The sequence below is a fragment of the Streptomyces sp. NPDC052109 genome, assembly GCF_040680195.1.
Taxonomy (GTDB): Bacteria; Actinomycetota; Actinomycetes; order Streptomycetales; family Streptomycetaceae; genus Streptomyces.
The window spans coordinates 1-26310 of sequence record NZ_JBFAWF010000018.1 but is presented as its reverse complement, the minus strand read 5'-3'; the positions used below and the strand labels follow the sequence as shown (position 1 = coordinate 26310).

Below are 26310 nucleotides of genomic sequence, written 5' to 3'. Positions count from 1 at the left end.
TCAGGGCGCTTGTCAGCGCCCCGTCGCCAGCGTCGCTCCGCCCGTCGCCTCCAGCACCACGCCCGTGACGAAACCGTTGGCCGCGAGCATGTGGATCGCGCGGGCGATGTCCTCCGGGCGGCCGACGCGGCCGACCGGCGTGATCGCGGCGTAGCCGTCGAAGAGGGACTGGCGCTGCTCGGCCGGCACGCCGTCCCACCACGGCGTGTCGACGACGCCGGGGGAGACCGCGTTGATCCGCAGCGGTGCCAGCTCCACCGCGAGCGGCGGAACCATCGCCTCCAGGGCGCCGTTGATCGCGGCGAGGCCCGCGGTGCCGGGCAGCGCGGCACGGGCGGAGGCGGCGGTCACCAGTGTCACGGAGCCGTCGCGGCGCAGGGCCGGCAGGGCGGCCTGGAGCACCTGGACGTGCGGCCAGAACTTGCCGTCGAAGCCCGCCGCCAACTCGGCCAGGTCCAGCGGGGCGAAGGGTCCGCCGCCCTTGCTGCCGCTGAGTGCGACGACCAGGTGGTCGACGGGCCCCGAGTCCCCGAAGAAGGCGTCCACCGCCGCACGGTCCGTCCCGTCCAGCCGGTACGTCGAGACCTTGCCGCCGATGCGGTCTGCCGCGGCGTCGAGGCGATCCTGGCCGCGACCGGTGATGACCACCTCCGCGCCGTCCGCCGCGAAGGCCGCGGCCGCCGCCTCGCCGATGCCGGAGCTGCCGCCCATCACGACGACCCGCTGTCCGGCGAGGGGGTGCAAAGGGCTGTTCGGAGTGCTCATGAGTGGCTCTCTCCCGGGGAAGCACCGGGTCCCGACCCTTTGCCGAGAACATCGGTCTCGTCAAAGGGTTACCGAGACCGGTAGTCTCGTCAAGGGAGGGTCGGTCACCCGCCACGCCTCGGGGAGGATGGGCCCGTGCACGACAGCAACGAACCCCGCCCGCACACGGGCCGCCGCCGTAACGAGGCGGCCCGCCGGGCGATCCTGGACGCCGCGCTGGAGCTGCTCGCCGACGCCGACGGCGCCCCGGTGAGCGTGGAGACCATCGCGCGTGCGGCCGGGGTCGGAAAACAGACCCTCTACCGCTGGTGGCCCTCGAAGGGCGCCGTCCTGCTGGAGGCGCTGACCGACCGCGCCGCCCAGGACGTGCCCGCGCCGGACACCGGGAACCTCCGCGACGACCTGCGCGACCTGGCGGTCGCCACCTTCGAGGCGTCCCAGCGGCCGCCCTCCGCACCGGCCCTGCGCACCCTTGTCCGGGAGGCGGCCCGGGACGCGCATCTGGCCGAGCTGATGCGGGAGTTCACCCAGTCCCGCAGGGCGGCGGTGCGCGCGGTGCTCGAACGAGGGCGGGAGCGGGGGGAGTTGCCCACCGACAGGGACCTCGACCTGCTGGTCGACCAGTTCTACGGGTTCTTCTGGTACCGGTTCCTGCTGGGGCACGCACCGCTGGACGCGGCCACCGCGGTCCGGTTCACCGACTCCTTGCTCCGCTGAGCGCGCTGCGGGGAGGGGCGCCACCGTATGCCGTCCGGCGTCTGCGGTGAGCTCAGGCCGTTCCCCCCGACAACGGCAGCAACGGATGGCTGCCCGTGCCCGTCGGTGCGTGCTCCGGCAGCCACAACACCGCCACGGCGCCCTCCGCCGGGACACCGGCGGGGGTTCCCGGGAGCCGTACGTTGCGGAACGTCAGCCGGGCGCCGAGGACCCGGGCCTGGCCCGCCGCGATGGTCAGGCCCAGCCCGTGGCCCGTACCGGCGCGGTCCTTGCTGCCCGTGCGGAAGCGGCTCGGGCCCTCGGCGAGCAGCTCCTCGGGGAAGCCGGGACCGTGGTCGCGGACCCGGATGACCCGGCCCTCGACGGTGACCTGGATCGGCGGCCGGCCGTGCCGGGCGGCGTTGGCGAGCAGGTTGAACAGCACTCGCTCCAGCCGCCGCGGGTCTGTGGTGACCTCGGACTCGTGCACCACCCGTACCTCGATGTCCGGGTCCTTGGCGGCCACGCGGCGGGCGACGAACTCGCCGAGCATGATGTCCTGCAGCTCGGCCCGCTCGGATGCGCCGTCGAGGCGGGCCACCTCCAGGACGTCCTCGACCAGGGTGCGCATGGCCTTCGCCCGGTCCAGGACCAGCTCCGTGGGACGGCCCGGGGGCAGCAGCTCCGCGGCGGTGAGCAGGCCCGTCACGGGGGTGCGCAGCTCGTGCGCGATGTCGGCGGTGACCCGCCGTTCGGCCTCCAGGCGCTGTTGCAGCGCGTCCGCCATGGCGTCCACCGCGCGCGCCAGATCGTCGGTCTCGTCGCGTACGACCCCGCCGATGGCCTCCCGCACCCGGACGTCGGTCTCGCCCTTGGCGACCTGGTTCGCCGCGGCCGCCGCCTTGCGCAGCCGCCGGGACAGCTGCCCGCCGATCAGCACCCCCAGCGCGCTGCCGCCGAGCACGACCGCGACGGAGCCGATGACCAGCGCCTGGTCGAGGTCCCTCATCACGTCGGTGGAACGGTCCGGCATATGGCTGTGCAGGGACAGCACATGCCCGTTCTTGGTCGGCACGGCCGCCCAGATGTCGGGCACCCCGCCGTGGTCGATGACGTCGCTGGCCTTTCTGCCCTGCTCCAGCATCTTGCGCATCGAGTCCGGCAGCTCGGGGTCGTCGAGCTTGATGTTGGGGAAGTTCGGCCGCCGACTCAGCTCGTAGTTGCGCTGCGCGTACTGGACGCGCTGGCTGGCCAGGTCGCGCGCGTTGTCGAGCATCGAGACCCGGGCCGCGTTGTGCACGACCAGGCTCAGCGCTATCGCCACCAGGCCGGCCACCAGCGCGATCGCCGCGCTGAGCTTCCATCTGAGCCCGGTGTGCAGGCCCGCGCGCTCCATGCGCCGGACCGGGTACCGAAGGATCCCCCGCATGCCGCCCCGCTCAGGCCTTCAGCTTGTAGCCGAAGCCGCGGACCGTCTCGATCCGGTCCTGGCCGATCTTCTGGCGCAGCCGCTGCACATGCACGTCGACGACCCGGGTGTCCCCGCCCCAGCCGTAGTCCCAGACGCGCTCCAGCAGCTTGTCGCGGGAGAGCACGGTGCCGGGCGCCGAGGAGAACTCCAGCAGCAGCCGCATCTCGGTCGGCGTGAGCGCGACCGGCTGCCCGGCCCGGCGCACCTCCATGCCCTCGGTGTCGATCTCCAGGTCCCCGAAGGTGAGCACACCACCGGTCACCGTGTCCTCGACGGTCTCGGTCCGGTCGCCGCCGCCCGCGTGCCCGAAGCGGCGCAGCACCGCCCGGATCCGCGCGACCAGCACGGCGCCGTCGAACGGCTTGGTCACATAGTCGTCGGCGCCCGCCTCGAGGCCGAGGACGACGTCGATGGAGTCGGCGCGCGCCGACAGCATGATCACCGGCACGGTCGACTCGTCGCGGATACGACGGCACAGGCTGACGCCGTCCAGACCGGGGACCATGACGTCCAGCAGGGCGATGTCGGGGCGGTTCGCCCGGAACGCCTCCAGGCCCGACAGGCCGTCGGGCATGGCGGTCACCGCGAAGCCGTCGCGCTCCAGGGCGAGCTGGGTGGCCTCGCGGATGACGTCGTCGTCCTCGACGAACAGGACGTGGGTCTGGTCTGCCATCCCGCTGCTCTCAGTCTTCGTGGTGTACCTGTGGGGGGTCAGTTGTCCTGCGCGGCCGCCGCGTCGCCGCCGGCCTTGCTGTAGTAGGTGTCGTGGCTGTTCAGTTCGGTGAACCGGCCCGCCTTCCACCCGTACTTGATCACGGTCTCCCTGGACGGGTTGGACACCGTGTCGTCCGCGTCGTAGACCTGCTTGGTCACGGTCAGGTCGGTGCCGTCGATCTCCGCGACGACCGGCGCGTCCTCCGCCTTGAAGACATTCTTGTACGTGCCCTCGACGTCCCGGTACACGTAGGTGCCGACGCCCACCAGGTCGCCGCACGTCATCACGTTGACGAGGATGTCGTTGACGGGTCCGTGGGTCAGATCGCCGTAGGAGACGTCGACAGGGTAGTCGTTGCCGCCGCACGGCTTCAGACCCCGCTTCACCGTCGTGGAGACCTCCGGGTCCTGCTTGATCAGCGAGACCGCGTCGACCCGACGGTAGGTGTGGGACGGGCTGGGCGTGGGGGAGGCGAGGGCTTCCGGGACGGCTGACGCGTGTGCGGGACCCTCGTCCCGCGTGCCGGTGCCCCCGGTGCCGCACGCGGCGACGAAAAGGGCGAGGGCGGCGAGCACGGCCCCCACCGTGATCACCGCCTGTGCAGTGCCTCGGACCCGGTCGGGTCCGGCGCCGGTCAGGCCGCGCAACGCTCCCGCTCCTCACGCTCCAGCGCACGTGCGTCCAGGTCACGGGCCTCCAGCTCCTCGCGGAGCCGGGCGAGCGCCCGGTGCAGCGTGCTCTTGACCGTACCGGCCGACATGCCGAGGGCGGCGGCCGTCTCCTCCGTGGACATCTGCTCCCAGTGTCGCAGTACTACAACACTGCGCTGCTTCGGTGCGAGCACTTTCATGACGTCCATCAGAAGAGCCCGGTCGGCGTGCTGCTCGGTGGAGTCGTCGACGGACGCGTCCGGCAGCTGCTCGGTGGGGACCTCCTCCAGCTTGCGTGCCCGCCACCACTCCGTACGGGTGTTGATCATGACACGGCGCAGATAGGCGTCGGCGAGCCGCTTGTCGGCGATGCCCTCCCAGCGGCCGTACGTGCGCACCAGCGCCGTCTGCAGCAGGTCCTGGGCGTCGACCGGGTCCGGAACCAGCCGGCGGGCGCTGCGCAGCAGCGCGTCCTGCCGGGTGCGGACGTACTCCTCGAATTCGAGCACCTCGCCCTGCGCCATGATCAACCGCCTCCGTTCCCCGTGTACTTCGGCTCACTGCCAGAAGTCCTGCGTTCCCCGTGCCCGGTGGTCTCCCGGGCCCGGAAAAGAAGTTAGGGAGTGGTTGTCACGGCACTGTCCGAACCAGCCTGCGGCTAGCAATCGGCTATCCGTCGGTTGTGTAACAGCCGTAGGAACGGGGTAAGGGGGGTGGATACTATGTCCCTTTATGGGGGCCTTTGTCGGCCAAATCGGGCCGTAACAGTGGTGCGCCGGCTGTGACTTGGCTGTCCATCAGCTCAGCGGCAGCCGGTACAGGCCGCCCGGCAGCGGCTCCACCAGACCGTCCGCGACGAGCCCGTCGAGCGCCCGGGCGCGCTGCACCGGCTCGTGCCACACGCGGTCCAGCACCCCCTGCGGCACCGGCGCGGGCGCCTCCCGCAGCACCGCCAGCAGCTTGCCGCGCACCTGCCGGTCCGTACCGGCGTACGTCTGCCCACGGCGCGGCGGCCCCGTGTGCGCCGGCTTGCCGGCCAGCAGCCAGGCGCACTGCGCGGCGATCGGGCACCGCGCGCACCCCTCGTTCTTCGCCGTGCAGACCAGTGCGCCCAGCTCCATGGAGGCCGCGGCCCAGCGCGCGGCGGCCTTCTCGTCCTCCGGCAGCAGCTCGCGTGCCAGACGCCGCTCGGCGGCCGTGGTCGCGTTCGGCGGGTACTGCACGCCGGTCACCGCCCGTGCGAAGACCCGGCGCACGTTCGTGTCCAGCACCGGATGCCGCTGCCCGTACGCGAAGGAGGCCACCGCGGCGGCCGTGTACTCCCCGATGCCGGGCAGCGCCAGCAGCTGCGCGTGATCCGTCGGTACGTCCCCGCCGTGCCGTTCCGTTATGGCGACCGCGGCCCCGTGCAGCCTGAGGGCCCGGCGCGGATAGCCGAGTCGGCCCCAGGCGCGCACCGCCTCGCCCGGCGCCTCCTTCGCCAGGTCGGCGGGGCGCGGCCAGCGGGCCAGCCACTCCTCGTAGACGGGCAGCACCCGGTTGACCGGGGTCTGCTGGAGCATGAACTCGCTGACCATCACACCCCATGGGCCCGCCTCCGGGCGGCGCCAGGGGAGGTCGCGGGCGTGGGTGTCGAACCAGGCGATCACGGGGGTGTGCAGCTTCTCAGTCATGGCCTTCCGATCCTGCCACGGTCCGGCACCCGTGACCGGTGACGGCGCGATCACGGAGTGTGGTCAAGAGTGAAGAACCATGGGGGTTGCGGAAGTTACCGGAATGATGATCCGGAAAAGTTGGAGTTCGCGCGGCGGGTGGGGCAAGCGAGCACCGGGATCTCTCGTACAGTTTGCGCCGTGGGATCTCTGCGCAATCCGGTCGGGCCGCTTCCCTCCTCCATCTACTGGCGAAGGAGGGTCGTACTGCTGTCCGTGGTCGCGGTGTTGGCGCTGCTGATCACCTGGATCGTCACCGCCGGCGGCGGGGGCGGCAGGAAGGACTCCGGCGCGCCCGACGGCAAGAATCCCGCACACACCATCACACCCGGGCCGTCCTCGTCCGGGCCCGCGATCAGCCAACACCCCGGCGGGCGCGATGATTCGGGCGGCGGCGACTCCGGTGGGAGCGACTCCGGTTCCGGTGGCGGCGGTGGTTCGGACACCGGCTCCACCGGCTCCACCGGCTCGTCCGGGTCGTCTGGGTCGGCCGGCGGCTCGGGTGCCGGCTCCGGCGGCGGCAGCGTCGGTACAAACGACACGCTTCCGGCGTCCTCGTCGCTGCCCAACTGCACTTCCCCCGCAGTGGCGTTGAGCCTGCGCAGCCTGCACAACTCCTACTCGCCGGACCAGACGCCGACCTTCGAACTCACCGCGAGGAACGGCTCGTCCGCCGACTGCAAGGTCGATCTCGGCCCGAAGAGCGCGGTGTTGACCATCACGCCGGCGGACGGGAACAGCACGTTCTGGTCGTCGGCCGACTGTCCCCAGGGCGCGGGGAGCCTGCTGTTCCGGGTGCCCGCGGGGCAGAGCATCACGTACACCGTGAAGTGGGACCGCAAGCCGAGCGCCGCGCACTGTGCGACGCCGGCCGCGGGGTCGGCCAAGGCGGGGACGTATCTGCTGGAGGCGAGGGCACCGGGGTACGGGAAGGTGCAGGCGTCGTTCGTGCTGTCGGCGGACTGAGGGGCGGGGTGCCGGGGCGTCGTCCTGTGCGGCATACGTCCCCGAGGTGTCAGGCGTCCGGCCCCGAAGTCAGACGTACCGCTCCAAGATGGACGACTCGGCCAAACGCGACAAACCTTCCCGCACGCTCCTGGCGCGGGCCTCGCCCACGCCGTCCACGGTCTGCAGGTCGTCCACGCTCGCGGCGAGCAGCTTCTGCAGGCCGCCGAAGTGCTCCACCAGGCGGTCGATGATCGCGCCCGGAAGGCGCGGGACCTTCGCCAGCAGCCGGAAGCCTCGCGGGGACACCGCGGAGTCGAGGGTCTCCGGTGAACCGGTGTAGCCCAGCGCCCGGGCCACCGTGCCCAGTTCGAGCAGTTCCGCGTGGGTCAGCGCGTCCAGCTCGGACAGCGCCTCCTCGACCGTGCGGGAACGCTTGGCCGTGGGCTCGGGGACGTAGTCCCGGACGACCAGCTCACGGTCGGGCTCGACCCCGGCGATCAACTCCTCCAGCTGAAGCGCGAGAAGACGCCCGTCCGTGCCCAGTTCGACCACGTATTCCGCGATTTCGGTGGCGATGCGCCGGACCATCTCCAGCCGCTGCGCGACGGCGGACACGTCCCGCACCGTCACCAGGTCCTCGATCTCCAGCGCCGACAGCGTGCCGGCGACCTCGTCCAGACGCAGCTTGTAGCGCTCCAGCGTGGCGAGCGCCTGGTTCGCGCGGGAGAGGATCGCCGCCGAGTCCTCCAGGACGCGCCGCTGACCGTCGACGTAGAGGGCGATCAGCCGCATCGACTGGGAGACGGAGACGACGGGGAAGCCGACCTGCTTGCTGACCCGGTCCGCCGTACGGTGCCGCGTGCCCGTCTCCTCCGTCGGGATCGTCGGGTCCGGCACCAGCTGCACGCCCGCGCGCAGGATCTTCGACAGGTCCGAGGACAGCACGATGCCGCCGTCCAGCTTGCACAGCTCCCGCAGCCGGGTAGCGGTGAACTCCACGTCCAGCACGAACCCGCCCGTGCACATCGCCTCGACCGTCTTGTCGGAGCCGAGGACGATCAGCCCGCCGGTGTTGCCGCGCAGGACGCGCTCGAGGCCGTCGCGCAGGGCCGTACCCGGAGCCACGGCGCTCAGCGAGGCGCGCATCAGGCCTTCGGAACCGGCACTCCCACCGATTTTTCCGGGGCCCGCTGCCCGGTCGTTGGCTGCCACTGCACTCCTCCGGTCGCAGGTTCTGAGGCGCTCCCGTACCCGCACTCGGTTCGTACGGACGGGCGAGACCTGGGCAAAGTCTACCGGCGCTCCTCCGCCTCCCGTGGGGCCTCTCGGCGACGGGAGCGCGGCAGCACCCGCAGCGCCTCCCCCATGTCGGCGACCTCCAGGACCTTCATGCCGGGCGGCACCTTGCCCGGATCGCTCGGCACGAGCGCGTGGGTGAAGCCCAGCCGGTGCGCCTCGGAGAGCCTGCGCTGCACGCCCGTGACCCGTCTGACCTCGCCGGCGAGGCCGACCTCGCCGATCGCGACCAGGTTCTTCGGCAGCGGGGTGTCGCTGGCGGCGGAGGCGAGCGCGAGGGCGATCGCCAGGTCGGCGGCCGGCTCCGACAGCTTCACGCCGCCCACCGTGGCGGAGTAGATGTCCCGCTTGCCGAGCGCGCTGATCCGGCCCCGCTGCTCCAGGACGGCCAGCATCATCGACACGCGCGAGGTCTCCAGGCCCGACGTCGTACGCCGCGGGGAGGGGATCTGGGAGTCGACGGTCAGCGCCTGCACCTCGGCCACCAGCGGGCGACGGCCCTCCAGGGTGACGGTCAGGCACGTGCCGGGGACCGGTTCGGCGCGACGGGTCAGGAAGAGTCCGCTGGGGTCGGCAAGTCCGGTGATGCCCTCGTCGTGCAGTTCGAAGCAGCCGACCTCGTCCGTGGCCCCGTAGCGGTTCTTCACGCCGCGTACCAGGCGCAGGCGCGCGTGCCGGTCGCCCTCGAAGTGCAGGACGACGTCCACCAGGTGTTCGAGCAGGCGGGGGCCCGCGATCGCCCCGTCCTTCGTGACGTGGCCCACCAGGAGAGTGGACATGCCGCGTTCCTTGGACGCGCGGATGAGGGCGCCCGCCACCTCCCTGACCTGGGCCATGCCGCCGGGCGCGCCCTCGATCTCCGGGGAGGCGACCGTCTGCACCGAGTCGAGGATCAGCAGGGAGGGCTTGATCTCGTCCAAGTGGCCGAGGACGGCGGACAGATCGGTCTCGGCGGCGAGATACAGCTCGTCGTGGAGGGCGCCGATGCGGTCCGCGCGCAGCCGCACCTGGCTCGCGGACTCCTCGCCGGTGACATAGAGGGTGCGGTGCTCGGAGCTCGCCGACTTGGCCGCCACGTCCAGCAGCAGGGTGGACTTGCCGACGCCGGGCTCGCCCGCGAGCAGCACGACCGCGCCGGGCACCAGGCCGCCGCCGAGCACCCGGTCCAGCTCCGGCACGCCGGTCGTGCGGGCGGTGGCCTGCCGGCCGTCGACCTGGCCGATGGGCAGCGCGGACGTCGTGACACGGCCCGGTGCCGTCGTACGGACCGCGGGTGCGCCGTACTCCTCCACCGTGCCCCAGGCCTGGCACTCGGGGCAGCGGCCGAGCCACTTGGCCGTCTGCCAGCCGCACTCGGTGCAGCGGTAGGACGGGCGGTCCTTGGTGGTCTTGGTACGGGCAGCCATGCGGAAACCGTAGCCCGCGGCACTGACAACGGGTCCCCGGGCCGCGAGTGGGTGAGCGGGAACCGGCCACGACCCGTCGTGATCGGGCCACGGAACAAAGGGTTCCTGTCCCCTTATGAGGGATCGTTTCACCCGTACGGATTAAAAGAGCTCAAGGCGCGAGAACGGGCACTCCACAGCCGCCTACGGTCGCACGGGTGATGAGCAGCAGTCCGGAGACCACCACCCGCACCAGAGGCGCGCATGGGCCGCGCCGCGAGGCGCGTCAAGCACGAGAGGCGCGGGAGGCGCGGGAGGGACGCGACCGCGCCGCCGCGCGCACCCTCGTCCAGCGGCCGCCGGCGCGATACGAGCCGTACCTGGACGGACTGTTCACCTACTGTCTGTCGGTGCTGTGCGACCACGACGCGGCCACCGCCGCCCTCGGCGACGTCCTCGCCCTGGCCGAGCGGCGCGGGCACCGTGCCCCGGACGCCGCCGCGGACCGCAGGGCCTGGCTGTACGCCCTGGCCCGCTGGGCGTGCCTGCGCAAGCTGGCCGAGGCCAAGCAGAAACGTCAGGCCACCCACGCGGCGGGCCGCTCCGGTGCCGGGAAGCCGGGGAGGAGCCAGGTGCCGGATCCGCCGGTCGCCCCGGAGGTGCAGGAGCAGCGGCGCCGGGAACTGGCCCTGCTGGCCTGGCCGGAGGCGGCCGGCACGACCCCCGAGCAGCGCGAGGCCCTGGAGCTCGCCGTCCGCCACCACCTGGCCGCACACGAGGTCGCCGCCGTCCTCGGCAAGGAACCCGCCGCCGCGCGCGAGCTGCTCGCCACGGCCGCCTGCGAGGTCGAGCGCACCCGCGCGGCCCTCGCCGTCGTCGAGACCGGCGGCTGTCCGAGCGTGGCCCACCTCACGGGTGACAGCGGGCTGGTCCTCAGTACGGCCCTCCGCCGCGAGCTGGTCCGGCACGTCGACGACTGTCCGCGCTGCCGCCGCACCGCCGAGCGCGCCGTACCCGGCCACTGGCCCGGCGCCACGGTCACCCCGGCCGAGCTGCCGGTCCTCGAGGCACCCCGCGCGGTCCTGCACATGGCGCTGACGCACCCCTCACGCGCGCGGGGCACGGCCGTACCCCGCTTCGACCGGCGCGGCTTCCCGATGGACCCCAAGGACCACGCGGCCCGCCGCGACCGGCTACGCGCGCGTGCGGTGACGACCACGGTCGTCGCCACGGTGGTGGCCGCCCCCGTCCTCGCCCTGTGGGCCGCCTACCGGGGCGCCCCCGCGGGGGAGGGGGGCGGACCCTCCGCCACCGCGCGCGAGGCGCAGGGCCCCGACGCCCTCGGCAGCGACTCGGCCGGCGGCTACGAGAACGCCGGCAACGCGCGCGTGAAGCCCGCCCCGCACCTCGGCAAGGACGGCAAGGCGGACGTCTCCGTGGAGGTCGTCAGCGTCGCGGGAGTGGGCCGGAAGCACTCCGGACGGCTCGACGTCGGCGCCGAGAACGACGGCGACACCACGCTGATCACCCTCACCGCCTCCGGCGCCTCCCCGGTGCGCTGGTCCGCCTCCACCTCGGCGCCCTGGCTCTACCTCAGCCAGTCCTCGGGAACCCTCGAGCCCGGCGACACCTTGACGATCAAGGTGTACGTCGACCACCTCCGCGAGCCCTCCGGTCACTGGCGCGCCCAGGTGGCGGTCTCCCCGGCCGGCGCGGTGGTCACCATCGACGGCTACGGCACGGCACCCACCCACCACCCGACACCGCCACCGACGTCCGCCGCCCCGACACCGCCCACCACACCGCCGACAGACCCGCCCTCCACCCCACCGTCCACGCCTCCGACCGGCCAGAGCCCCACCCCGACGGACCCGACCCCACCGGACACCCCCACCCCGACACCGACCCCGGCACAGTCCGACAGCGACACACCCAGCCCTTCGGGCAGCTAGGGCCTGGGGGAGGGGGAGGAGGCGTGGCGGGCAGCCGTGGCCGACCGCCTGCGCGGGCGGAGGCTCCGGAGCGCGGGGCGTGCCGCGGCGCGGGTGGCGCGGTGCCCGGCGCGGGCGGCTGCGACGAGGAATCCCCCCATCGCCCAGCGACCACCCCAGCGACCCCGGCGACCACGTCGACCGGGCCCGGCTGACCGGCGGTGGACTGCCGGGGAGGAGACGGCCGGGAGGGAAGCGGGGCGGCGAGGAAGGACGCCGTGGGTCTACGGTGCCGGGTCGGCCGGGTGAGGGGCCACGAGCGGCAACTGCGACGCCAGTCGTGCCTCGCACAGCTCGACCAGGCGGTCGTACCCGGCCTTGCCCATCAGTTCGGTCAGCTCGGCCCGGTAGGAGACGTACACCGGCTCGCCCGCGCCGTGCGCCGACGTCGCCGACGTGCACCACCAGTGCAGATCATGCCCGCCCGGACCCCAACCCCGGCGGTCGTACTCACCGATGGACACCTGCAGCACCCGCGTGTCGTCCGGTCGGTCGATCCAGTCGTACGTCCGCCGGATCGGCAGCTGCCAGCACACGTCCGGCTTGGTCTCCAGCGGCTCCCGCCCCTCCCGCAGCGCGAGGATGTGCAGCGAGCAGCCCGCGCCGCCCGCGAAGCCGGGCCGGTTCTGGAAGATGCAGGAGCCCTGGAAGGGGCGGGTCTGCCGCGAGCCCTCGTCGTCCTTCGAGACCCAGCCGTTGCGGGTGCCCTCGTCGTGGTGCTGCCAGATCTCCGGCGTGAGCCGCGCCACATGCTCGGCAACCCGCTTCTCGTCGTCCTCGTCCGAGAAGTGCGCGCCCAGCGAGCAGCACCCGTCGTCCGCGCGGCCGTCCTGGATGCCCTGGCAGCCGCTGCCGAAGATGCAGTTCCAGCGAGAGGTCAGCCATGTCAGATCACAGCGGAAGACCTGCTCGTCGTCCGCGGGATCCGGAAACTCCACCCAGGCGCGCGCGAAGTCGAGCCCCTTCTCGTCGCTCACCTGCAGGTCCTTCTTGGACTTCTTGGACACGGACGCCGTCGCCTGCGAAGAATCCTTCACTCCCTTGGAGGATTTGTGGTCCTTCGCCTTTTTCGTCTTTGGCACTCGTCCAGGGTAAGTGGCCGAGGGCCGCTCCGGGGACCGTGGACGGACGATCTGGCAGTAGCGTTCCGTACATGAGACTCGGTGTCCTGGACGTGGGTTCGAACACGGTGCATCTGCTGGTGGTGGACGCCCACCCCGGCGCGCGCCCGCTGCCCGCGCATTCGCACAAGGCCGAACTTCGGCTCGCCCAGTTGCTCGACGACAGCGGTGCCATCGACGACAACGGCATCCACAAGCTGATCGCCGTCGTACAGGACGCGCTGCAGGCCGCCGAGGACAAGGGTGTCGAGGACCTGCTGCCGTTCGCCACCTCCGCCGTCCGGGAGGCCAGCAACGCCGACGACGTCCTCGCGCGCGTGGCCGACGAGACCGGCGTACGGCTCCAGGTCCTCACCGGCGCGGAGGAGGCCCGCCTCACCTTCCTCGCGGTGCGCCGCTGGTTCGGCTGGTCCGCCGGAAAGCTGTTGGTCCTGGACATCGGCGGCGGCTCCCTGGAGATCGCCTACGGCATGGACGAGGAGCCGGACACCGCCGTCTCCCTGCCACTCGGCGCCGGCCGGCTCACCGCGGGCTGGCTGCCCGGCGACCCGCCCTCCCCGGAGTCCGTGCGCGCGCTGCGCCGCCACGTCCGCGCGGAGATCGCCCGCACCGTCGGCGAGTTCAGCCGTTTCGGCGCCCCCGACCACGTGGTCGCCACGTCCAAGACCTTCAAGCAGCTGGCCCGCATCGCCGGCGCCGCCCGCAGCGCCGAGGGGCTCTACGTCCAGCGCGAGCTCAAGCGCGAGTCGCTGGAGGCCTGGGTCCCGCGCCTGGCCGGGATGACCGAGGACCAGCGCCGTGAGCTTCCGGGGGTCTCGGAGGGCCGGGCCGGCCAGCTGCTGGCGGGCGCCCTGGTGGCCGAGGGCGCGATGGACCTGTTCCGTGTGGAGAGCCTGGAGATCTGCCCGTGGGCTCTGCGGGAGGGCGTGATCCTCCGGCGCCTCGATCACATGGGGTCCGCTTAGCGACCGAAGAGGCACGCGACTGTGCCGGCACACGGCTCCGCCGGGTGGGCGCGGGCAGCCACCCATGACCCGCACCCGCGCAAATGGCAAACCTCACAACGGCGAACAGGTACCCAACGCCTTCCCCACTCCACCCCGTAAGGTGACGGACGTGGCTGAACCAAGGGACGTCCCCGTCGCGCTGTCGACGGCCTCCGTATACCCGGAGTCCACGGCGACGGCCTTCGAGATCGCCGCGCGCCTCGGGTACGACGGCGTCGAGGTCATGGTGTGGACCGACCCGGTCAGCCAGGACATCGAGGCGCTGCGCCGCCTGTCGGACTACCACGGCATCCCGGTCCTGGCCGTCCACGCCCCCTGCCTGCTGATCACCCAGCGGGTCTGGTCGACGGACCCCTGGGTCAAGCTGCAGCGGGCCCGGGCGGCCGCCGAGAAGCTGGGCGCTTCCACCGTCGTCGTGCACCCGCCCTTCCGCTGGCAGCGGCAGTACGCCCGGGACTTCGTCGACGGGATCTGGCGGATGGCGGACGAGACGGACGTACGGTTCGCCGTCGAGAACATGTATCCGTGGCGCTACCGCGACCGCGAGATGCTCGCCTACGCCCCCGACTGGGACGTCACCCAGCACGACTACCGGCACTTCACGATCGACCTCAGCCACACGGCGACGGCCCGCACGGACGCCCTGGACATGATCGACCGCATGGGCGACCGCCTCGGGCATGTGCACCTCGCGGACGGTCGGGGCTCCGCCAAGGACGAGCACCTGGTGCCCGGCCGCGGCACCCAGCCCTGCGCCGAGCTCCTGGAGCACCTGGCCCTCTCCGGCTTCGACGGCCATGTCGTCATCGAGGTCAACACCCGCCGGGCGATGTCCAGCGCCGAGCGCGAGGCCGACCTCGCCGAGGCCCTGGCCTTCACCCGCAAGCATCTGGCGTCGGCGGTCCGGGTGCCCCGGCGATGAGTGAGCCTCCGGCCATGAGCGAGAACCCGGCTCCGACCGGGAACGAGCCGGCCGCCCGCAGAAGAGGCAGGCCGCCGCGCACGGAGTCCGCCGACACCCGCGACCGCATCCTCGCCGCGGCCCGCGAGGAGTTCTCCGAGCGCGGGTACGAGAAGACGTCCGTGCGCGGCATCGCCAAGGCGGCCGGCGTCGACTCCGCGCTGGTCCACCACTACTTCGGCACCAAGGAGCAGGTCTTCGAGGCGGCCGTCGCGGTGGCCTTCGCGCCCGCGCTCGACGCGCCGGTCGCGGTCGCCGACGGCCCGCTGGACGCGGTGGGGGAGCGGCTGACCCGCTTCGTCTTCGGCGTCTGGGAGAACCCCAGGACCCGTACACCGCTGCTGGCCATCGTCCGCTCGGCCGTCAACAACGACACCGCGGCCGCCGTGTTCCGTCGTCTGGTCGCCGCCCAGCTGCTGCGCCGTATCGCGGCCCAGGTGGACCTGCCGGACCCGGAACTGCGCGCCGAGGTGGCCGCCGCCCAGCTGGTGGGTGTGGCGATGATGCGCTACGTGATCAAGCTGGAGCCGCTGGCGTCCGCGGACCTGGAGCAGATCATCGCGCGGGTCGCCCCCGTCGTGCAGCACCACCTCACGGACAGGTGACCGGCACCTCGACCGGCGCCTCTCACGGACGGGCGACCCACGCCTCCCACGGACAGGTGAAACACGCGTCCCGCATTCCGGACAGCCGTGTCCAGCGTTTGGAGCACCGGCGTACGCTCGGAGACAGTCAGAACTCTCTGGCAGAAGGTCTTCGAAGGAGCGAGCGACGATGCCCGAGCTGAGGTCCCGCACAGTCACCCACGGCCGCAACATGGCGGGCGCCCGCGCCCTTATGCGCGCCTCCGGTGTACCCGGTGCGGACATCGGCCGGAAGCCGATCATCGCGGTCGCGAACTCCTTCACCGAGTTCGTGCCGGGCCACACCCACCTGCAGCCGGTCGGCCGGATCGTCAGCGAGGCGATCAAGGAGGCGGGCGGCATCCCGCGCGAGTTCAACACGATCGCCGTGGACGACGGCATCGCGATGGGCCACGGCGGCATGCTGTACTCCCTGCCCTCCCGCGACCTGATCGCCGACTCGGTGGAGTACATGGTCGAGGCGCACTGTGCCGACGCCCTGGTCTGCATCTCCAACTGCGACAAGATCACCCCGGGCATGCTGATGGCGGCCCTGCGCCTGAACATCCCGACGGTCTTCGTCTCCGGCGGCCCGATGGAGGCCGGCCGCGCCACCCTCGTGGACGGCACGGTCCGCACCCTCGACCTGGTCGACGCGATCTCCGACGCCGTCAACGACAAGATCTCCGACGAGGACATCCTCCGCATCGAGGAGAACGCCTGCCCGACCTGTGGCAGCTGCTCCGGCATGTTCACGGCCAACTCCATGAACTGCCTGACGGAGGCCATCGGCCTCTCGCTCCCCGGCAACGGCTCGGTCCTCGCCACCCACACCGCGCGCAAGCAGCTCTACGTCGACGCGGCCCGCACGGTCATGGACCTCACCCGCCGCTACTACGAGCAGGACGACGACACGGTCCTGCCGCTCAACATCGCCACCTTCCAGGCCTTCGAGAACGCGATGGCCCTGGACATCGCGATGGGCGGCTCCACGAACACGATCCTGCACCTGCTGGCCGCCGCCCAGGAGGCCGGCGTCCCCTTCGGCCTGGAGCAGATCGACGCCGTCTCCCGCCGGGTGCCGTGCCTGGCGAAGGTGGCGCCCAACGTGGCGAAGAACCGCACGTACTACATGGAGGACGTGCACCGCGCCGGCGGCATCCCGGCCCTGCTCGGCGAGCTGCACCGCGCGGGCCTCCTCAACGAGGACGTCCACGCCGTCCACAGCCCGTCCCTGGCCGACTGGCTGAAGACCTGGGACGTCCGCGGCGGCAGCCCGTCCCCGGAGGCCGTGGAACTGTGGCACGCGGCCCCCGGCTGCGTCCGCTCCGCCGAGGCCTTCTCCCAGTCCGAGCGCTGGGAGGCCCTGGACGAGGACGCGGAGGGCGGTTGCATCCGCTCCGCCGAGCACGCGTACTCCAAGGACGGCGGCCTGGCGGTCCTCAGGGGCAACCTCGCCGTCGACGGCTGCGTGGTGAAGACGGCCGGCGTCGACGAGTCGATCTGGACCTTCGAGGGCCCGGCGGTCGTCTGCGAGTCCCAGGAGGAGGCCGTCCAGCGGATCCTCACCCAGGAGGTCAAGGACGGCGACGTCGTCGTCATCCGCTACGAGGGCCCCAAGGGCGGCCCCGGCATGCAGGAGATGCTCTACCCGACCTCGTACCTGAAGGGCCGCGGCCTGGGCAAGACCTGCGCCCTGATCACCGACGGCCGCTTCTCCGGCGGCACGTCCGGCCTGTCCATCGGCCACGCCTCGCCCGAGGCGGCCTCCGGCGGCACCATCGCCCTCGTCCAGGACGGCGACCGCATCCGCATCGACATCCCGAACCGCGCCATCGAGCTGCTGGTCGACGAGGCCGAACTGGCCCGCCGCGAGCAGGCGCTGGGCGGGGTGTACGCGCCGAAGAACCGCGAGCGCAAGGTCTCCCAGGCCCTCCGCGCCTACGCCGCGATGGCGACCAGCGCCGACAAGGGCGCGGTGCGCGACGTGACCAAGCTGGGCTGACCCGCACAGGGGAAGGGGCCGCCTCCCGCAGGGGGGCGGCCCCTTCGCGCGTCACCAGCCGGACGGGTTCCGCGCGGACACCCCGAAGACGGTTCCGTCGGGGGCGGTGGCGTAGACGTGCCCGTCGACGACCAGCGGTGCCGGCAGGACAGCGGTGACCGCACCGGCGCCGAGCCGCGCCGGAGTCTGCCCGACGAGGCGTCCCCCGCGCGCGTCGACGGCCAGCAGCCGTCCGTCGGCCGCGGTGAAGTAGACGTGCTCACCGTCGGCGACCGGGGCCGACCCACGGCTGACGGACGTTTCCAGATCCCATAGCCGCTTGCCGGTGGCAAGGTCGACGGCCTCCAGCGAACCGCCGGCGGCCAGCAGGTACACCGTGTCGCCGTGTGCGGTCGCCTGCGGTGACTGGCGGGGGACCGGCAGGGCCACCCGGCGCGAAGTCCTCGAATCCGGGGTGTAGCGGACGACGGCTTTGGTGTCCCAGGACTTGTCGGTGGACAGGAAGAACAGGGACCCGTCCTGGCTGGCGACGGGCTTCAGCCACCCGTCCAGCGACGTCTCCCAGCGCACCGCACCGGTGTCCGGGTCCACAGCGGCCACGTGCGTGTGTTCCCCGTCAGGGGACGAGGTGGTCGCGTACACCAGCGGATCTCCCGCGAACGAGGTGAGAGCCGGTGTGCCGTAGCCCGGGAGGCGCCGGTGCCACTTCGCGCGGCCCGACCTGCCGTCCACACCGGTGACCGTCCCGTCGGCGGCCGTGAGCAGGGCCGTGCCGCCGGCGTACCGGACCGTCGTCCCGTCGGGCAGACGCCGTTTCCACACCTCGTCGCCGGAGCGCGGGTCGCGTGCCGTCAGCAGGGAGCCGCCGTCCGTGCAGAACTGCACGAGAGGACCGACCGGAACCGGCGGTCCGCACACCGGCCTGGCGGCGCCGGAACGGTGCCACAGGAGCTTTCCGTCGGCAGGGGAGAGGGCGAAGGCGGCCCCGGCCCGCGCGCAGAGCACCCTGCCCGCCCCGTACGAACACTGCGGCATCCCCGACGCGCCGAGCACCGGCCTGGTCCGCCAGGAGCTGAACGCGGCCGCCTTGGTGTGCGGGCTCGTACCGGCCGGCGTCATGCCGCCGGCCCCGATCAGCTGCGCCGAGGCCAGTGCGGCGGCCACGACGAGCCCGAGCGCCCCGGCGCCCACCGCCACCTTCCGGCCGAACCGCCGCCTGGCTGCCGACTGGCGGCGTTCCTCGGCGGGGGACGGCGGAGCCGGCGTGCCCTCGCCCGTGCGCTGTGCGGGTATGAAGGCCTGCGTGTCGTACGAGGCGGCCACCGATCGTAGTTCCCGCATCAGCTCGTCGGGCGTCGGCCGGTCCTCGGGCTCCTTGGCCAGACAGCGCAGCACGAGCGGCGCGAGACTCTCCGGCACCCCGGTCAGATCGGGTTCGTCGTGCACCACCTGGTAGGCGACGACGTACGGGCTGTCGGAGTCGAACGGCCCGCGCCCCGTGGCCGCGTGCACCATCACCGACCCGAGCGCGAAGATGTCGGCTGCGGGCCCGACTTCACGCGGCCGCCGGAACTGCTCGGGTGCCATGAAGGGCGGCGTGCCGATCAACTTGCCGGTCTCGGTGCGCAGTTCGCTGTCCCTCGGCCGGGAGATGCCGAAGTCGATGACCTTCGGTCCGTCCTCGGCCAGCAGCACGTTGCTCGGCTTCAGATCCCGGTGCACGACGCCGACCCGGTGGATGTCGCGCAGCGCCTCGGCGAGCCCGGCCATGAGCCGCCGCAGCTGCGCCGTCTGCATCGGCCCGTTCTGCTTGACGTGCTCGGAGAGCGTGGGCCCGGGAATGAACAGCGTGGCCATCCAGGGCCGCTGGGCCTCCGGATCGGCGTCCACCACGGGCGCGGTGAAGGCACCGCTCACTCTCCGGGCCGCGGCCACTTCCTGCCGGAAACGGCCCCTGAACTCTGGATCCCTGGCGAGCTCGGTGTGTACGACCTTCACCGCGAGCTTCATCCCCGAGGTGCTGCGCGCCAGGTGGACGACGCCCATGCCCCCCGAACCCAGGCGTGACTCCAGGCGGTAGTGACCGGCGTGCTCGGGAAGTTCCGCTTCCGCGCCCGCTCCCGTGCTCCTGCGTGGCGCCATGGACCCCCCCGTGCTGTTCGTCCGCGCGCGCGACGCACGGAGCCTAGCCGATGACTCGTGCGAGACAGAGGCGGCTTGCTAGCCTGCGCGCGCGAGTTGCGTACACGTGTGCTGTGACTCGATCACCGGGGCCAGTGATGCCCATGGTGACCATGGAGCTCAAGGGGGGAGAACACATGACTGTTGGCGGTGCTGAAAAGACGGAAGCCGGCGCCGGAGGCGAAGCTGCGGTGGCGGCGGAGGCGGCCATGCGCACGTACGCGGTCGCTCCAGGCGTCCGCCTGAACGTCCGCAGCGGTCCCGGCACCAGCTACGGGATCGTTCGCGTCCTGCCCGAGGGCATGCGTGTCCCGATCTTCTGCCAGGCGCCGGGCACGACGGTCTCGGGCCCGTACGGAACGTCGAACATCTGGGACAACATCGACAACGGCGAGTACGTCTCCGACGCCTACGTCCAGACCGGCAGCGACGGCTACGTCGCCTCCCGCTGCGGCTGACCGGCTCCCGAGAGGGCAAAGACGACTGCGTTCAGGCGCAGAACCGCCGTCCTCGCCGCCACCGCGGGTGCCGTCCTCGCGGTGGCGGTCCCACCGGCGTCGGCGGCCACCGCGGACCTCCGCTACTACTCGGTCGCCCCGGACGTCCGCCTGAACGTCCGAGCGGCCCCGGCACCGGCTACAACACAACGGCGAGTACGTCTCCGACGCCTACGTCCGGACCGGCAGCGACGGCTACACCGCCTCCCGCTGCGGCTGACCCCACCCAGAGCCCGCCCCCCGCCCGGCGCCATAATCGTTTCGTGAGCGACGAAACCGGCACCCCGGACACCCCGGCGGGCTCCTCGGGCGATACGGCCCACGGCGGCGGCCCCCGCCCCGAGCCCCTCCGCTTCTTCGGCACCACCTGGGTGAACCACGACGGCGGCTACCCGGCCCGCCGCGCCGGCGTCGCCGTCGGCTCCCTCGTCGCGGCCGCCGCCTCCTGCCTGGTCCTGCGCTTCGCCTACGAGGGCATCCGGATCGCCGACACCGGCTCCTTCGTGACCGTGCTGATCATCGCCATGTTCGCGATCTGCAGCGCGCTCGCCTTCCGCAACACCTGGGAGGGCTTCGGCAGCCGCCACGACCCGCAGCGCCAGGCATCCCTGCGCGGTCTGCTCGCCATCGGCTTCGTCGGCTCCCTCCTCGCCTACTTCTTCCGCTCCCTCACCGAGGCCCCGGGCGAGAAGCTGCACCGCGAGGAGTACGAGAAGGCCCGCGAGGAGTACGAGCGCCGCAGCTCCAGGCGCACCGGCAACCCGTCCAAGAAGAAGCGCCGCAAGTGACACCGGCTCCGGGTGGTCGGTCCACGGCCGGCCCGGCCGGTAGTACCGGCTCATGACCGCCGCGGCCCACTCCGGCTGACGGCGTCGCGCCGTCTGACCGCAGCACACGGCAGCGCGAGACCCCGGTGCGGCCGGGCCGCTTCCCGCCCCGCCGGGCGAAGGCGCCGACCGCCGGCCAGTCGGTGTCGCCGCGCGGACGCCGGGCCCCGGTCTCGATCCGCTCCTCCGGCACCCGGTCGAAGCGGTGGACGGCCCCAGGTGGGAGAACTCCTGCAGCCCGGCCAAGGCCACCGCCGCGAACCGCTCACCGCCCACCCGGAGCACGGCCCGCCCACCCGCGTCCCATCCCCTGAACCCGCTGCCCTCCCTTTCCCGGAAAACCCGCTGTCCTCCCCACCCCGCCCTCACCACCATGTCCGTATGACCACGACACCACCGCCCCCACCCCCACCCTCGCCCGCGGCCCGCGCGCACTCCTTCAACTCCGCCGCGGCCCAGTACGCCGCCAACCGCCCGTCCTACCCGCCCGCCCTCTTCGACGCCGTCGAGGAGCTGGCCGGCCGGTCGCTGTCCGGTGCCAGGGTCGTGGACGTCGGGGCCGGTACCGGGATCGCCACCGCCCTCCTGCATGCCCGCGGGGCCGACGTGCTCGCCGTCGAACCCGGCGCGGGCATGGCCGCCGAGTTCCGCCGCGCACTGCCGCGCCTCCCGCTCGTCCGCGGCAACGGCAACGCCCTCCCCGTCACCGACGCCTCCGCCGACTTCGTCACCTACGCCCAGGCCTGGCACTGGACCGACACCGCCCGCTCGGTGCCGGAGGCGCTGCGAGTGCTGCGGCCGGGCGGCGCGCTGGCGCTGTGGTGGAACGGCGACGCGCTGGACGTCGAGTGGCTCGCGGAGGCCGCCGTTCGCATCGGCCGCTTCCTGGGCGCGGACATCGTCGCGCAGCAGCGGGACGGCCGCCGTACGGAACTGGCCGACCCCAGCGGCCGCCTCCGGTTCAGCCGCCGGGAGGTCCGCTGGAGCCGGCGCGTCACGATCGACACCCACCTCGCGAACATCGGCAGCCACTCGGCGTTCCTCCTCACGCCCGAGGACCGCAGGGCCGCCTTCCTCGCGGAGGAGCGCGGCCATCTGCTGCGGGTCTTCCCGGACGGGGTGGTCGAGGAGACGTACGACGTGCTGCTGCTCGTCGCCACCAAGCCCTGACCCGACCCACCCCAGCGGCGCGGCGGCCCGGTTTTCCACCGGGCCGCCGTTTCCGTCCGCGGCCACACCGGCTCGCCCCTTGACGGCCAAGGTCCGCCGGACAGATTATTCATCACATGATGAATTCTGTGGCCGACCCACCCCGGCCCACCGCACCGGACGCCATCCACGCCGACGACCTCACCGTCGTCCGCGGCCCCCGCACCGTCCTGCACCACCTCGACTTCACCGTCCCCCGCGGCCAGATCACCGGCCTGCTCGGCCCCTCCGGCTGCGGCAAGTCCACCCTGATGCGCACCGTCGTCGGCACCCAGGCCAAGGTCACCGGCACCCTCGACGTCCTCGGCCGGCCGGCCGGCCACCCCACCCTGCGCAGCCGCATCGGCTACGTCACCCAGGCCCCCTCCGTCTACGACGACCTCACCGTGCGCCAGAACCTCGAGTACTTCGCCGCGATCCTCGACCCCGGCGGCCGCGCCGCCGAACGCCGCCACGCACATGTCGAACACGCCATCACCGACGTCGACCTCACCAGCCACGCGGACGCTCTCGCCGGCAACCTCTCCGGCGGCCAGCGCAACCGGGTCTCACTCGCCGTGGCGCTGCTCGGCGCCCCCGAACTCCTCGTCCTGGACGAACCCACCGTCGGACTCGACCCCGTCCTGCGCCGCGACCTGTGGAACCTCTTCCACGACATCGCCGCCACCCGCGGCGCCACCCTCCTCGTCTCCTCCCACGTGATGGACGAGGCCGAGCGCTGCCACCGCCTCCTCCTCATGCGCGAGGGCGAGATCCTCGCCGACGACACCCCGGACGCCCTGCGCACCCGCACCGGCGCCGACACGGTCGAGGCGGCCTTCCTCCACCTCGTCGACGAAGAGTCCGCCAAGGCCCGCACGAAGGAAACGACACGATGACCACTCGGACGGCGACCACCACGGCCGCACCCGTCAGCGCCCTGAGCCTGTCCCGCACCACCGCCACCGCCGCCCGGGTCCTGCGCCAGCTCCGCCACGACCCCCGCACCATCGCGCTGATGATCCTCATCCCGTGCCTGATGCTGATCCTGCTGCGCTACGTCTTCGACGCCAGCCCCCGCACCTTCGACAACATCGGCGCCTCGCTGCTCGGCATCTTCCCGCTGATCACGATGTTCCTGGTCACCTCCATCGCCACCCTGCGCGAACGGACCTCCGGCACTCTCGAACGCCTCCTCGCCATGCCCCTCGGCAAGGGCGACCTCATCGCCGGCTACGCCCTCGCCTTCGGCGCCATCGCCGTCGTCCAGTCCGCCCTCGCCACCGGACTCGCCGTCTGGTTCCTCGGCCTCGACGTCACCGGCTCCCCCTGGCTGCTGCTCCTCGTCGCCCTGCTCGACGCCCTGCTCGGCACGGCCCTCGGGCTCTTCGTCTCGGCCTTCGCGGCCTCGGAATTCCAGGCGGTCCAGTTCATGCCCGCGGTGATCTTCCCCCAACTCCTCCTCTGCGGGCTGTTCACTCCCAGGTCCGACATGCACCCCGCCCTCACGGCCGTCTCCGACGCCCTGCCGATGTCGTACGCCGTCGACGGTATGAACCAGGTCCTGCACCACACCGACATGACGGCGACCTTCGTCCGGGACGCCCTGATCGTGGCGGGCTGCGCCCTGTTCGTGCTGGCGCTGGGGGCGGCGACCCTGCGACGCCGGACGGCGTGAGCCCGAAGCCGCCACGGGTGGCGGAGGGCGTCCGTCCACCGGACAACCACCCCTCCGCCCGCACCCCGGTGCAAAACTGACCCCATGAGCCAGAAAGTCGCAGTCCTCGGCACCGGCAAGATCGGCGAAGCCCTGCTCAGCGGAATGATCCGGGCCGGCTGGGCCCCCGCCGACCTCCTGGTCACCGCCCGCCGCCCCGAGCGCGCCGAAGAACTCCGCACCCGCCACGGAGTCACCCCGGTCACCAACACCGAGGCCGCCAAGACCGCCGACACCCTGATCCTCACGGTCAAGCCGCAGGACATGGGCACCCTCCTGGACGAACTCGCCCCGCACGTCCCCGCCGACCGCCTGGTCATCAGCGGCGCCGCCGGCATCCCCACGTCGTTCTTCGAGGAGCGTCTGACCGCGGGGACCCCGGTCGTCCGCGTCATGACCAACACCCCGGCCCTCGTCGACGAGGCCATGTCGGTCATCTCCGCCGGCACCCACGCCACCGAGCAGCACCTCGCGCACGCCGAGGAGATCTTCGGCGCCGTCGGCAAGACCCTCCGGGTGCCCGAGACCCAGCAGGACGCCTGCACCGCGCTGTCCGGCTCCGGCCCGGCGTACTTCTTCTACCTGGTCGAGGCCATGACCGACGCCGGCATCCTGCTCGGCCTGCCCCGCGACAAGGCCCACGACCTCATCGTCCAGTCCGCCATCGGCGCCGCCGTGATGCTCCGCGACAGCGGCGAACACCCCGTCAAGCTCCGGGAGAACGTCACCTCCCCGGCCGGCACGACGATCAACGCCATCCGCGAACTGGAGAACCACGGCGTACGAGCCGCCCTCATCGCCGCCCTCGAAGCCGCCCGCGACCGCAGCCGCGAACTCGCCTCCGGCAAGAAGGACTGACCCGGCACCGGGGGCGAGGACCCACCCGCGGCCCCCGCCCCCGCCCGCACGCGCCGTACGGAGCGGGGGCGGAGGGACCGCCCTAACGCCCGGCCGAGCTCAACGCCGTCTCGAAGACCGGCGGCAACAGCCCGATCGCCCGGTACGCCGCGTCGACGGTCGGCCGTGCCATCGCCCTCGCCTTCTCCGCACCGTCCCGCAGCACCCCCTCCACATAGCCGGGATCCGCGCACAGCTCCCGGTGCCTGGCCTGCACCGGCCCGAGCACCTCCAGCACCGCCTCCGCCGTGTCCTTCTTCAAGCTGCCGTACGACTCGTACGCACCGGCCAGGGCCTCCGGGTCGCCACCCGTGCACGCCGCCAGGATCTCCAGCAGGTTCGCGACCCCCGGCCGCGCCTCCCGGTCGTACGACACGTCCCGCCCGCTGTCGGTGACGGCCCGCATGATCTTCTTCCGTACGTCGTCCGGCTCGTCCAGGAGATAGACGACCCCCAGACCCGAGTCGTCCGACTTCCCCATCTTCGCCGTGGGGTTCTGCAGATTCATCACCCGCGCCGCGACCCTGGGCCGGGTCGCCCGCGGCACCACGAACGTACGGCCGTAGCGCTGGTTGAACCGCACCGCGAGATCCCGCGCCAGCTCGACGTGCTGCACCTGGTCGTCTCCGACCGGCACCTCCTCCGCGCCGTACCCCAGGATGTCCGCCGCCATCAGCACCGGATACGTCAGCAGCGACAGCCGCACACTCGCGCCCCGCTCCCGCTGCCGCGCGACCTTCTCCTTGTACTGGATCATCCGGCGCATCTCACCGTCGCTCGCCACGCACTCCAGCAGGTACGACAGTCTGGTGTGCTCGTCGACATGGCTCTGCAGGAACACCGTGCACACCTCGGGATCGAGGCCGGCGGCCAGCATCAAGGTCGCCGTCTGCCGACTGAGCCTGCGCAACCGCGCCGGATCCTGATCCACGGTCAGCGCGTGCAGATCCACGACGCAGAACACCGAGTCGGCCTGGTGCTGGTCCGTCTCCACCCAGCGCCGCAAGGCACCCAGGTAGTTGCCCAGCGTCAGGTGCCCGGTCGGCTGAACCCCGCTGAAGACTCGCGTCATCTCCACTCCACCTCCTGATCGGGACCGCCGCTCCTGCGGCCGCCCCCCGGAGTCCGGAGGAGAAACGAGAACGGCCGCCGAGGCGGCGGCCGTTGGTTGCATACGTGAGTCGGCCGCCGTCAGGCGGCCCACCAAAGCTGGGTACACGTACGCGTCGTCATGCCGACCACAGTACGCCCCGGGGGTGCACTCCGCACAGAGTTGACACGCCCCACGCCGATCCGTAGTGTTCTCCGAGTTGTCCGACGTGAGCGCCGACTCCGGTCGGTCCCCGGACAGCCACTCCGCAAGTATCAACCGACAATCGACGCTCCGGCGGCGACTGTTTTGGCGTGCGTATTTGCGAAATGAGGAATCCGCGTTCGAAAGGACGCAGCCCCCGATTAGCTCGGGAGCACGGAATCCGCTAAAGTCTCACTCGTCCGAACGGCCCAACGGCCGGGAGGACAAACCCGCTGACTGGGAGTCAGACGCCGAAAGGGTCTGATAGAGTCGGAACCGCCGGAAAGGAAACCGCGAGAGAAACGCGGGGGCCTGGAAAGCACCGAGGAAATCGGATCGAGAAAAGATCTGATAGAGTCGGAA

The 26310-nt window shown here is 72.2% G+C and carries 24 protein-coding genes; 13 read left to right on the top strand and 11 right to left on the bottom strand.

Annotation, left to right across the window (positions count from 1 at the left end; all coding sequences use genetic code 11):
* Window positions 1-12: 12 nt before the first annotated feature.
* On the bottom strand, window positions 13-765 hold the full coding sequence (locus AB0L59_RS29750) for an SDR family oxidoreductase (protein WP_365589610.1): 753 nt from the start codon (window positions 763-765) through the stop codon (window positions 13-15).
* Between the two features lie 135 nt (window positions 766-900).
* Here AB0L59_RS29750 and AB0L59_RS29745 point away from each other — a divergent pair, with 135 nt between their 5' ends.
* Window positions 901-1482 carry a TetR/AcrR family transcriptional regulator gene (locus AB0L59_RS29745; RefSeq protein WP_365589608.1) on the top strand — a complete coding sequence of 194 codons (582 nt, stop codon included), beginning with the start codon at window positions 901-903 and terminating at the stop codon, window positions 1480-1482.
* A 52-nt stretch (window positions 1483-1534) separates the two neighbouring features.
* Here AB0L59_RS29745 and cseC read toward each other — a convergent pair whose 3' ends face one another.
* From cseC to AB0L59_RS29720, 5 genes are all read right to left on the bottom strand, one after another.
* Window positions 1535-2890, bottom strand: a complete 1356-nt coding sequence (gene cseC, locus AB0L59_RS29740; protein WP_365589606.1) for a two-component system sensor histidine kinase CseC — start codon at window positions 2888-2890, stop codon at window positions 1535-1537.
* A gap of 10 nt (window positions 2891-2900) precedes the next feature.
* Window positions 2901-3605, bottom strand: a complete 705-nt coding sequence (gene cseB, locus AB0L59_RS29735; RefSeq protein WP_365589604.1) for a two-component system response regulator CseB — start codon at window positions 3603-3605, stop codon at window positions 2901-2903.
* 38 nt (window positions 3606-3643) lie between these two features.
* Complete coding sequence (locus AB0L59_RS29730; protein WP_365589602.1) at window positions 3644-4294, bottom strand: hypothetical protein; 651 nt, start codon at window positions 4292-4294, stop codon at window positions 3644-3646.
* Window positions 4282-4821, bottom strand: a complete 540-nt coding sequence (locus AB0L59_RS29725) for a SigE family RNA polymerase sigma factor (protein ID WP_030751823.1) — start codon at window positions 4819-4821, stop codon at window positions 4282-4284. Before AB0L59_RS29725 ends, AB0L59_RS29730 begins: the two co-directional genes overlap by 13 nt.
* A 273-nt stretch (window positions 4822-5094) precedes the next feature.
* A complete protein-coding gene (locus tag AB0L59_RS29720; protein WP_365589600.1) occupies window positions 5095-5970 on the bottom strand; it encodes an A/G-specific adenine glycosylase in 876 nt (291 codons plus the stop codon).
* Between the two features lie 180 nt (window positions 5971-6150).
* Between AB0L59_RS29720 and AB0L59_RS29715 the strand changes: the two genes are divergently transcribed.
* Window positions 6151-6975 (top strand): hypothetical protein, encoded by an 825-nt coding sequence (locus AB0L59_RS29715; protein WP_365589598.1) that lies wholly within the window; start codon window positions 6151-6153, stop codon window positions 6973-6975.
* 69 nt (window positions 6976-7044) lie between these two features.
* Here the strand turns inward: AB0L59_RS29715 and disA are convergent, their stop codons facing one another.
* Both disA and radA read right to left on the bottom strand, forming a co-directional pair.
* Entirely contained in the window at window positions 7045-8169 is a 1125-nt protein-coding gene (disA, locus tag AB0L59_RS29710) for a DNA integrity scanning diadenylate cyclase DisA (RefSeq protein WP_365589596.1), read from the bottom strand.
* Between the two features lie 80 nt (window positions 8170-8249).
* Window positions 8250-9659, bottom strand: a complete 1410-nt coding sequence (gene radA / locus AB0L59_RS29705; protein WP_365589594.1) for a DNA repair protein RadA — start codon at window positions 9657-9659, stop codon at window positions 8250-8252.
* A 197-nt stretch (window positions 9660-9856) separates the two neighbouring features.
* Between radA and AB0L59_RS29700 the strand changes: the two genes are divergently transcribed.
* Window positions 9857-11590: a hypothetical protein gene (locus tag AB0L59_RS29700; protein WP_365589592.1), complete on the top strand. Its 1734-nt coding sequence runs from the start codon at window positions 9857-9859 to the stop codon at window positions 11588-11590.
* A gap of 263 nt (window positions 11591-11853) precedes the next feature.
* On the opposite strand, the gene AB0L59_RS29695 is transcribed toward AB0L59_RS29700, so the two are convergent.
* On the bottom strand, window positions 11854-12636 hold the full coding sequence (locus AB0L59_RS29695; protein WP_365589848.1) for a hypothetical protein: 783 nt from the start codon (window positions 12634-12636) through the stop codon (window positions 11854-11856).
* 146 nt (window positions 12637-12782) lie between these two features.
* Between AB0L59_RS29695 and AB0L59_RS29690 the strand changes: the two genes are divergently transcribed.
* The 4 genes from AB0L59_RS29690 (at window position 12783) to ilvD (ending at window position 17346) form a co-directional block, all read left to right on the top strand.
* The gene (locus AB0L59_RS29690) at window positions 12783-13715 is read left to right on the top strand and encodes a Ppx/GppA phosphatase family protein (protein ID WP_365589590.1); all 933 of its coding nucleotides are present in this window, start codon (window positions 12783-12785) and stop codon (window positions 13713-13715) included.
* Between the two features lie 151 nt (window positions 13716-13866).
* Entirely contained in the window at window positions 13867-14679 is an 813-nt protein-coding gene (locus AB0L59_RS29685; RefSeq protein WP_365589588.1) for a sugar phosphate isomerase/epimerase, read from the top strand.
* A gap of 14 nt (window positions 14680-14693) precedes the next feature.
* The gene (locus AB0L59_RS29680; RefSeq protein ID WP_365589587.1) at window positions 14694-15323 is read left to right on the top strand and encodes a TetR family transcriptional regulator; all 630 of its coding nucleotides are present in this window, start codon (window positions 14694-14696) and stop codon (window positions 15321-15323) included.
* Between the two features lie 169 nt (window positions 15324-15492).
* On the top strand, window positions 15493-17346 hold the full coding sequence (gene ilvD, locus AB0L59_RS29675; RefSeq protein WP_365589585.1) for a dihydroxy-acid dehydratase: 1854 nt from the start codon (window positions 15493-15495) through the stop codon (window positions 17344-17346).
* A 51-nt stretch (window positions 17347-17397) separates the two neighbouring features.
* On the opposite strand, the gene AB0L59_RS29670 is transcribed toward ilvD, so the two are convergent.
* Window positions 17398-19488, bottom strand: coding sequence for a serine/threonine-protein kinase (locus AB0L59_RS29670; RefSeq protein ID WP_365589583.1), 2091 nt, complete (start codon window positions 19486-19488; stop codon window positions 17398-17400).
* A 248-nt stretch (window positions 19489-19736) separates the two neighbouring features.
* On the opposite strand from AB0L59_RS29670, the gene AB0L59_RS29665 reads away from it, so the two are divergent.
* From AB0L59_RS29665 to proC, 6 genes are all read left to right on the top strand, one after another.
* Window positions 19737-19985, top strand: a complete 249-nt coding sequence (locus tag AB0L59_RS29665) for an SH3 domain-containing protein (protein ID WP_365589581.1) — start codon at window positions 19737-19739, stop codon at window positions 19983-19985.
* Between the two features lie 302 nt (window positions 19986-20287).
* The gene (locus AB0L59_RS29660; RefSeq protein WP_365589579.1) at window positions 20288-20812 is read left to right on the top strand and encodes an EamA/RhaT family transporter; all 525 of its coding nucleotides are present in this window, start codon (window positions 20288-20290) and stop codon (window positions 20810-20812) included.
* 420 nt (window positions 20813-21232) lie between these two features.
* Complete coding sequence (locus AB0L59_RS29655; protein ID WP_365589577.1) at window positions 21233-22021, top strand: class I SAM-dependent methyltransferase; 789 nt, start codon at window positions 21233-21235, stop codon at window positions 22019-22021.
* Between the two features lie 116 nt (window positions 22022-22137).
* A complete protein-coding gene (locus AB0L59_RS29650) occupies window positions 22138-22938 on the top strand; it encodes an ABC transporter ATP-binding protein (RefSeq protein ID WP_365589575.1) in 801 nt (266 codons plus the stop codon).
* Window positions 22935-23717 (top strand): ABC transporter permease, encoded by a 783-nt coding sequence (locus tag AB0L59_RS29645; protein ID WP_365589574.1) that lies wholly within the window; start codon window positions 22935-22937, stop codon window positions 23715-23717. Before AB0L59_RS29650 ends, AB0L59_RS29645 begins: the two co-directional genes overlap by 4 nt.
* Window positions 23718-23801: 84 nt before the next feature.
* Complete coding sequence (gene proC, locus AB0L59_RS29640; RefSeq protein WP_362129790.1) at window positions 23802-24614, top strand: pyrroline-5-carboxylate reductase; 813 nt, start codon at window positions 23802-23804, stop codon at window positions 24612-24614.
* Between the two features lie 82 nt (window positions 24615-24696).
* Here the strand turns inward: proC and trpS are convergent, their stop codons facing one another.
* Window positions 24697-25725: a tryptophan--tRNA ligase gene (gene trpS, locus AB0L59_RS29635; protein WP_365589572.1), complete on the bottom strand. Its 1029-nt coding sequence runs from the start codon at window positions 25723-25725 to the stop codon at window positions 24697-24699.
* Between the last annotated feature and the right edge of the window lie 585 nt (window positions 25726-26310).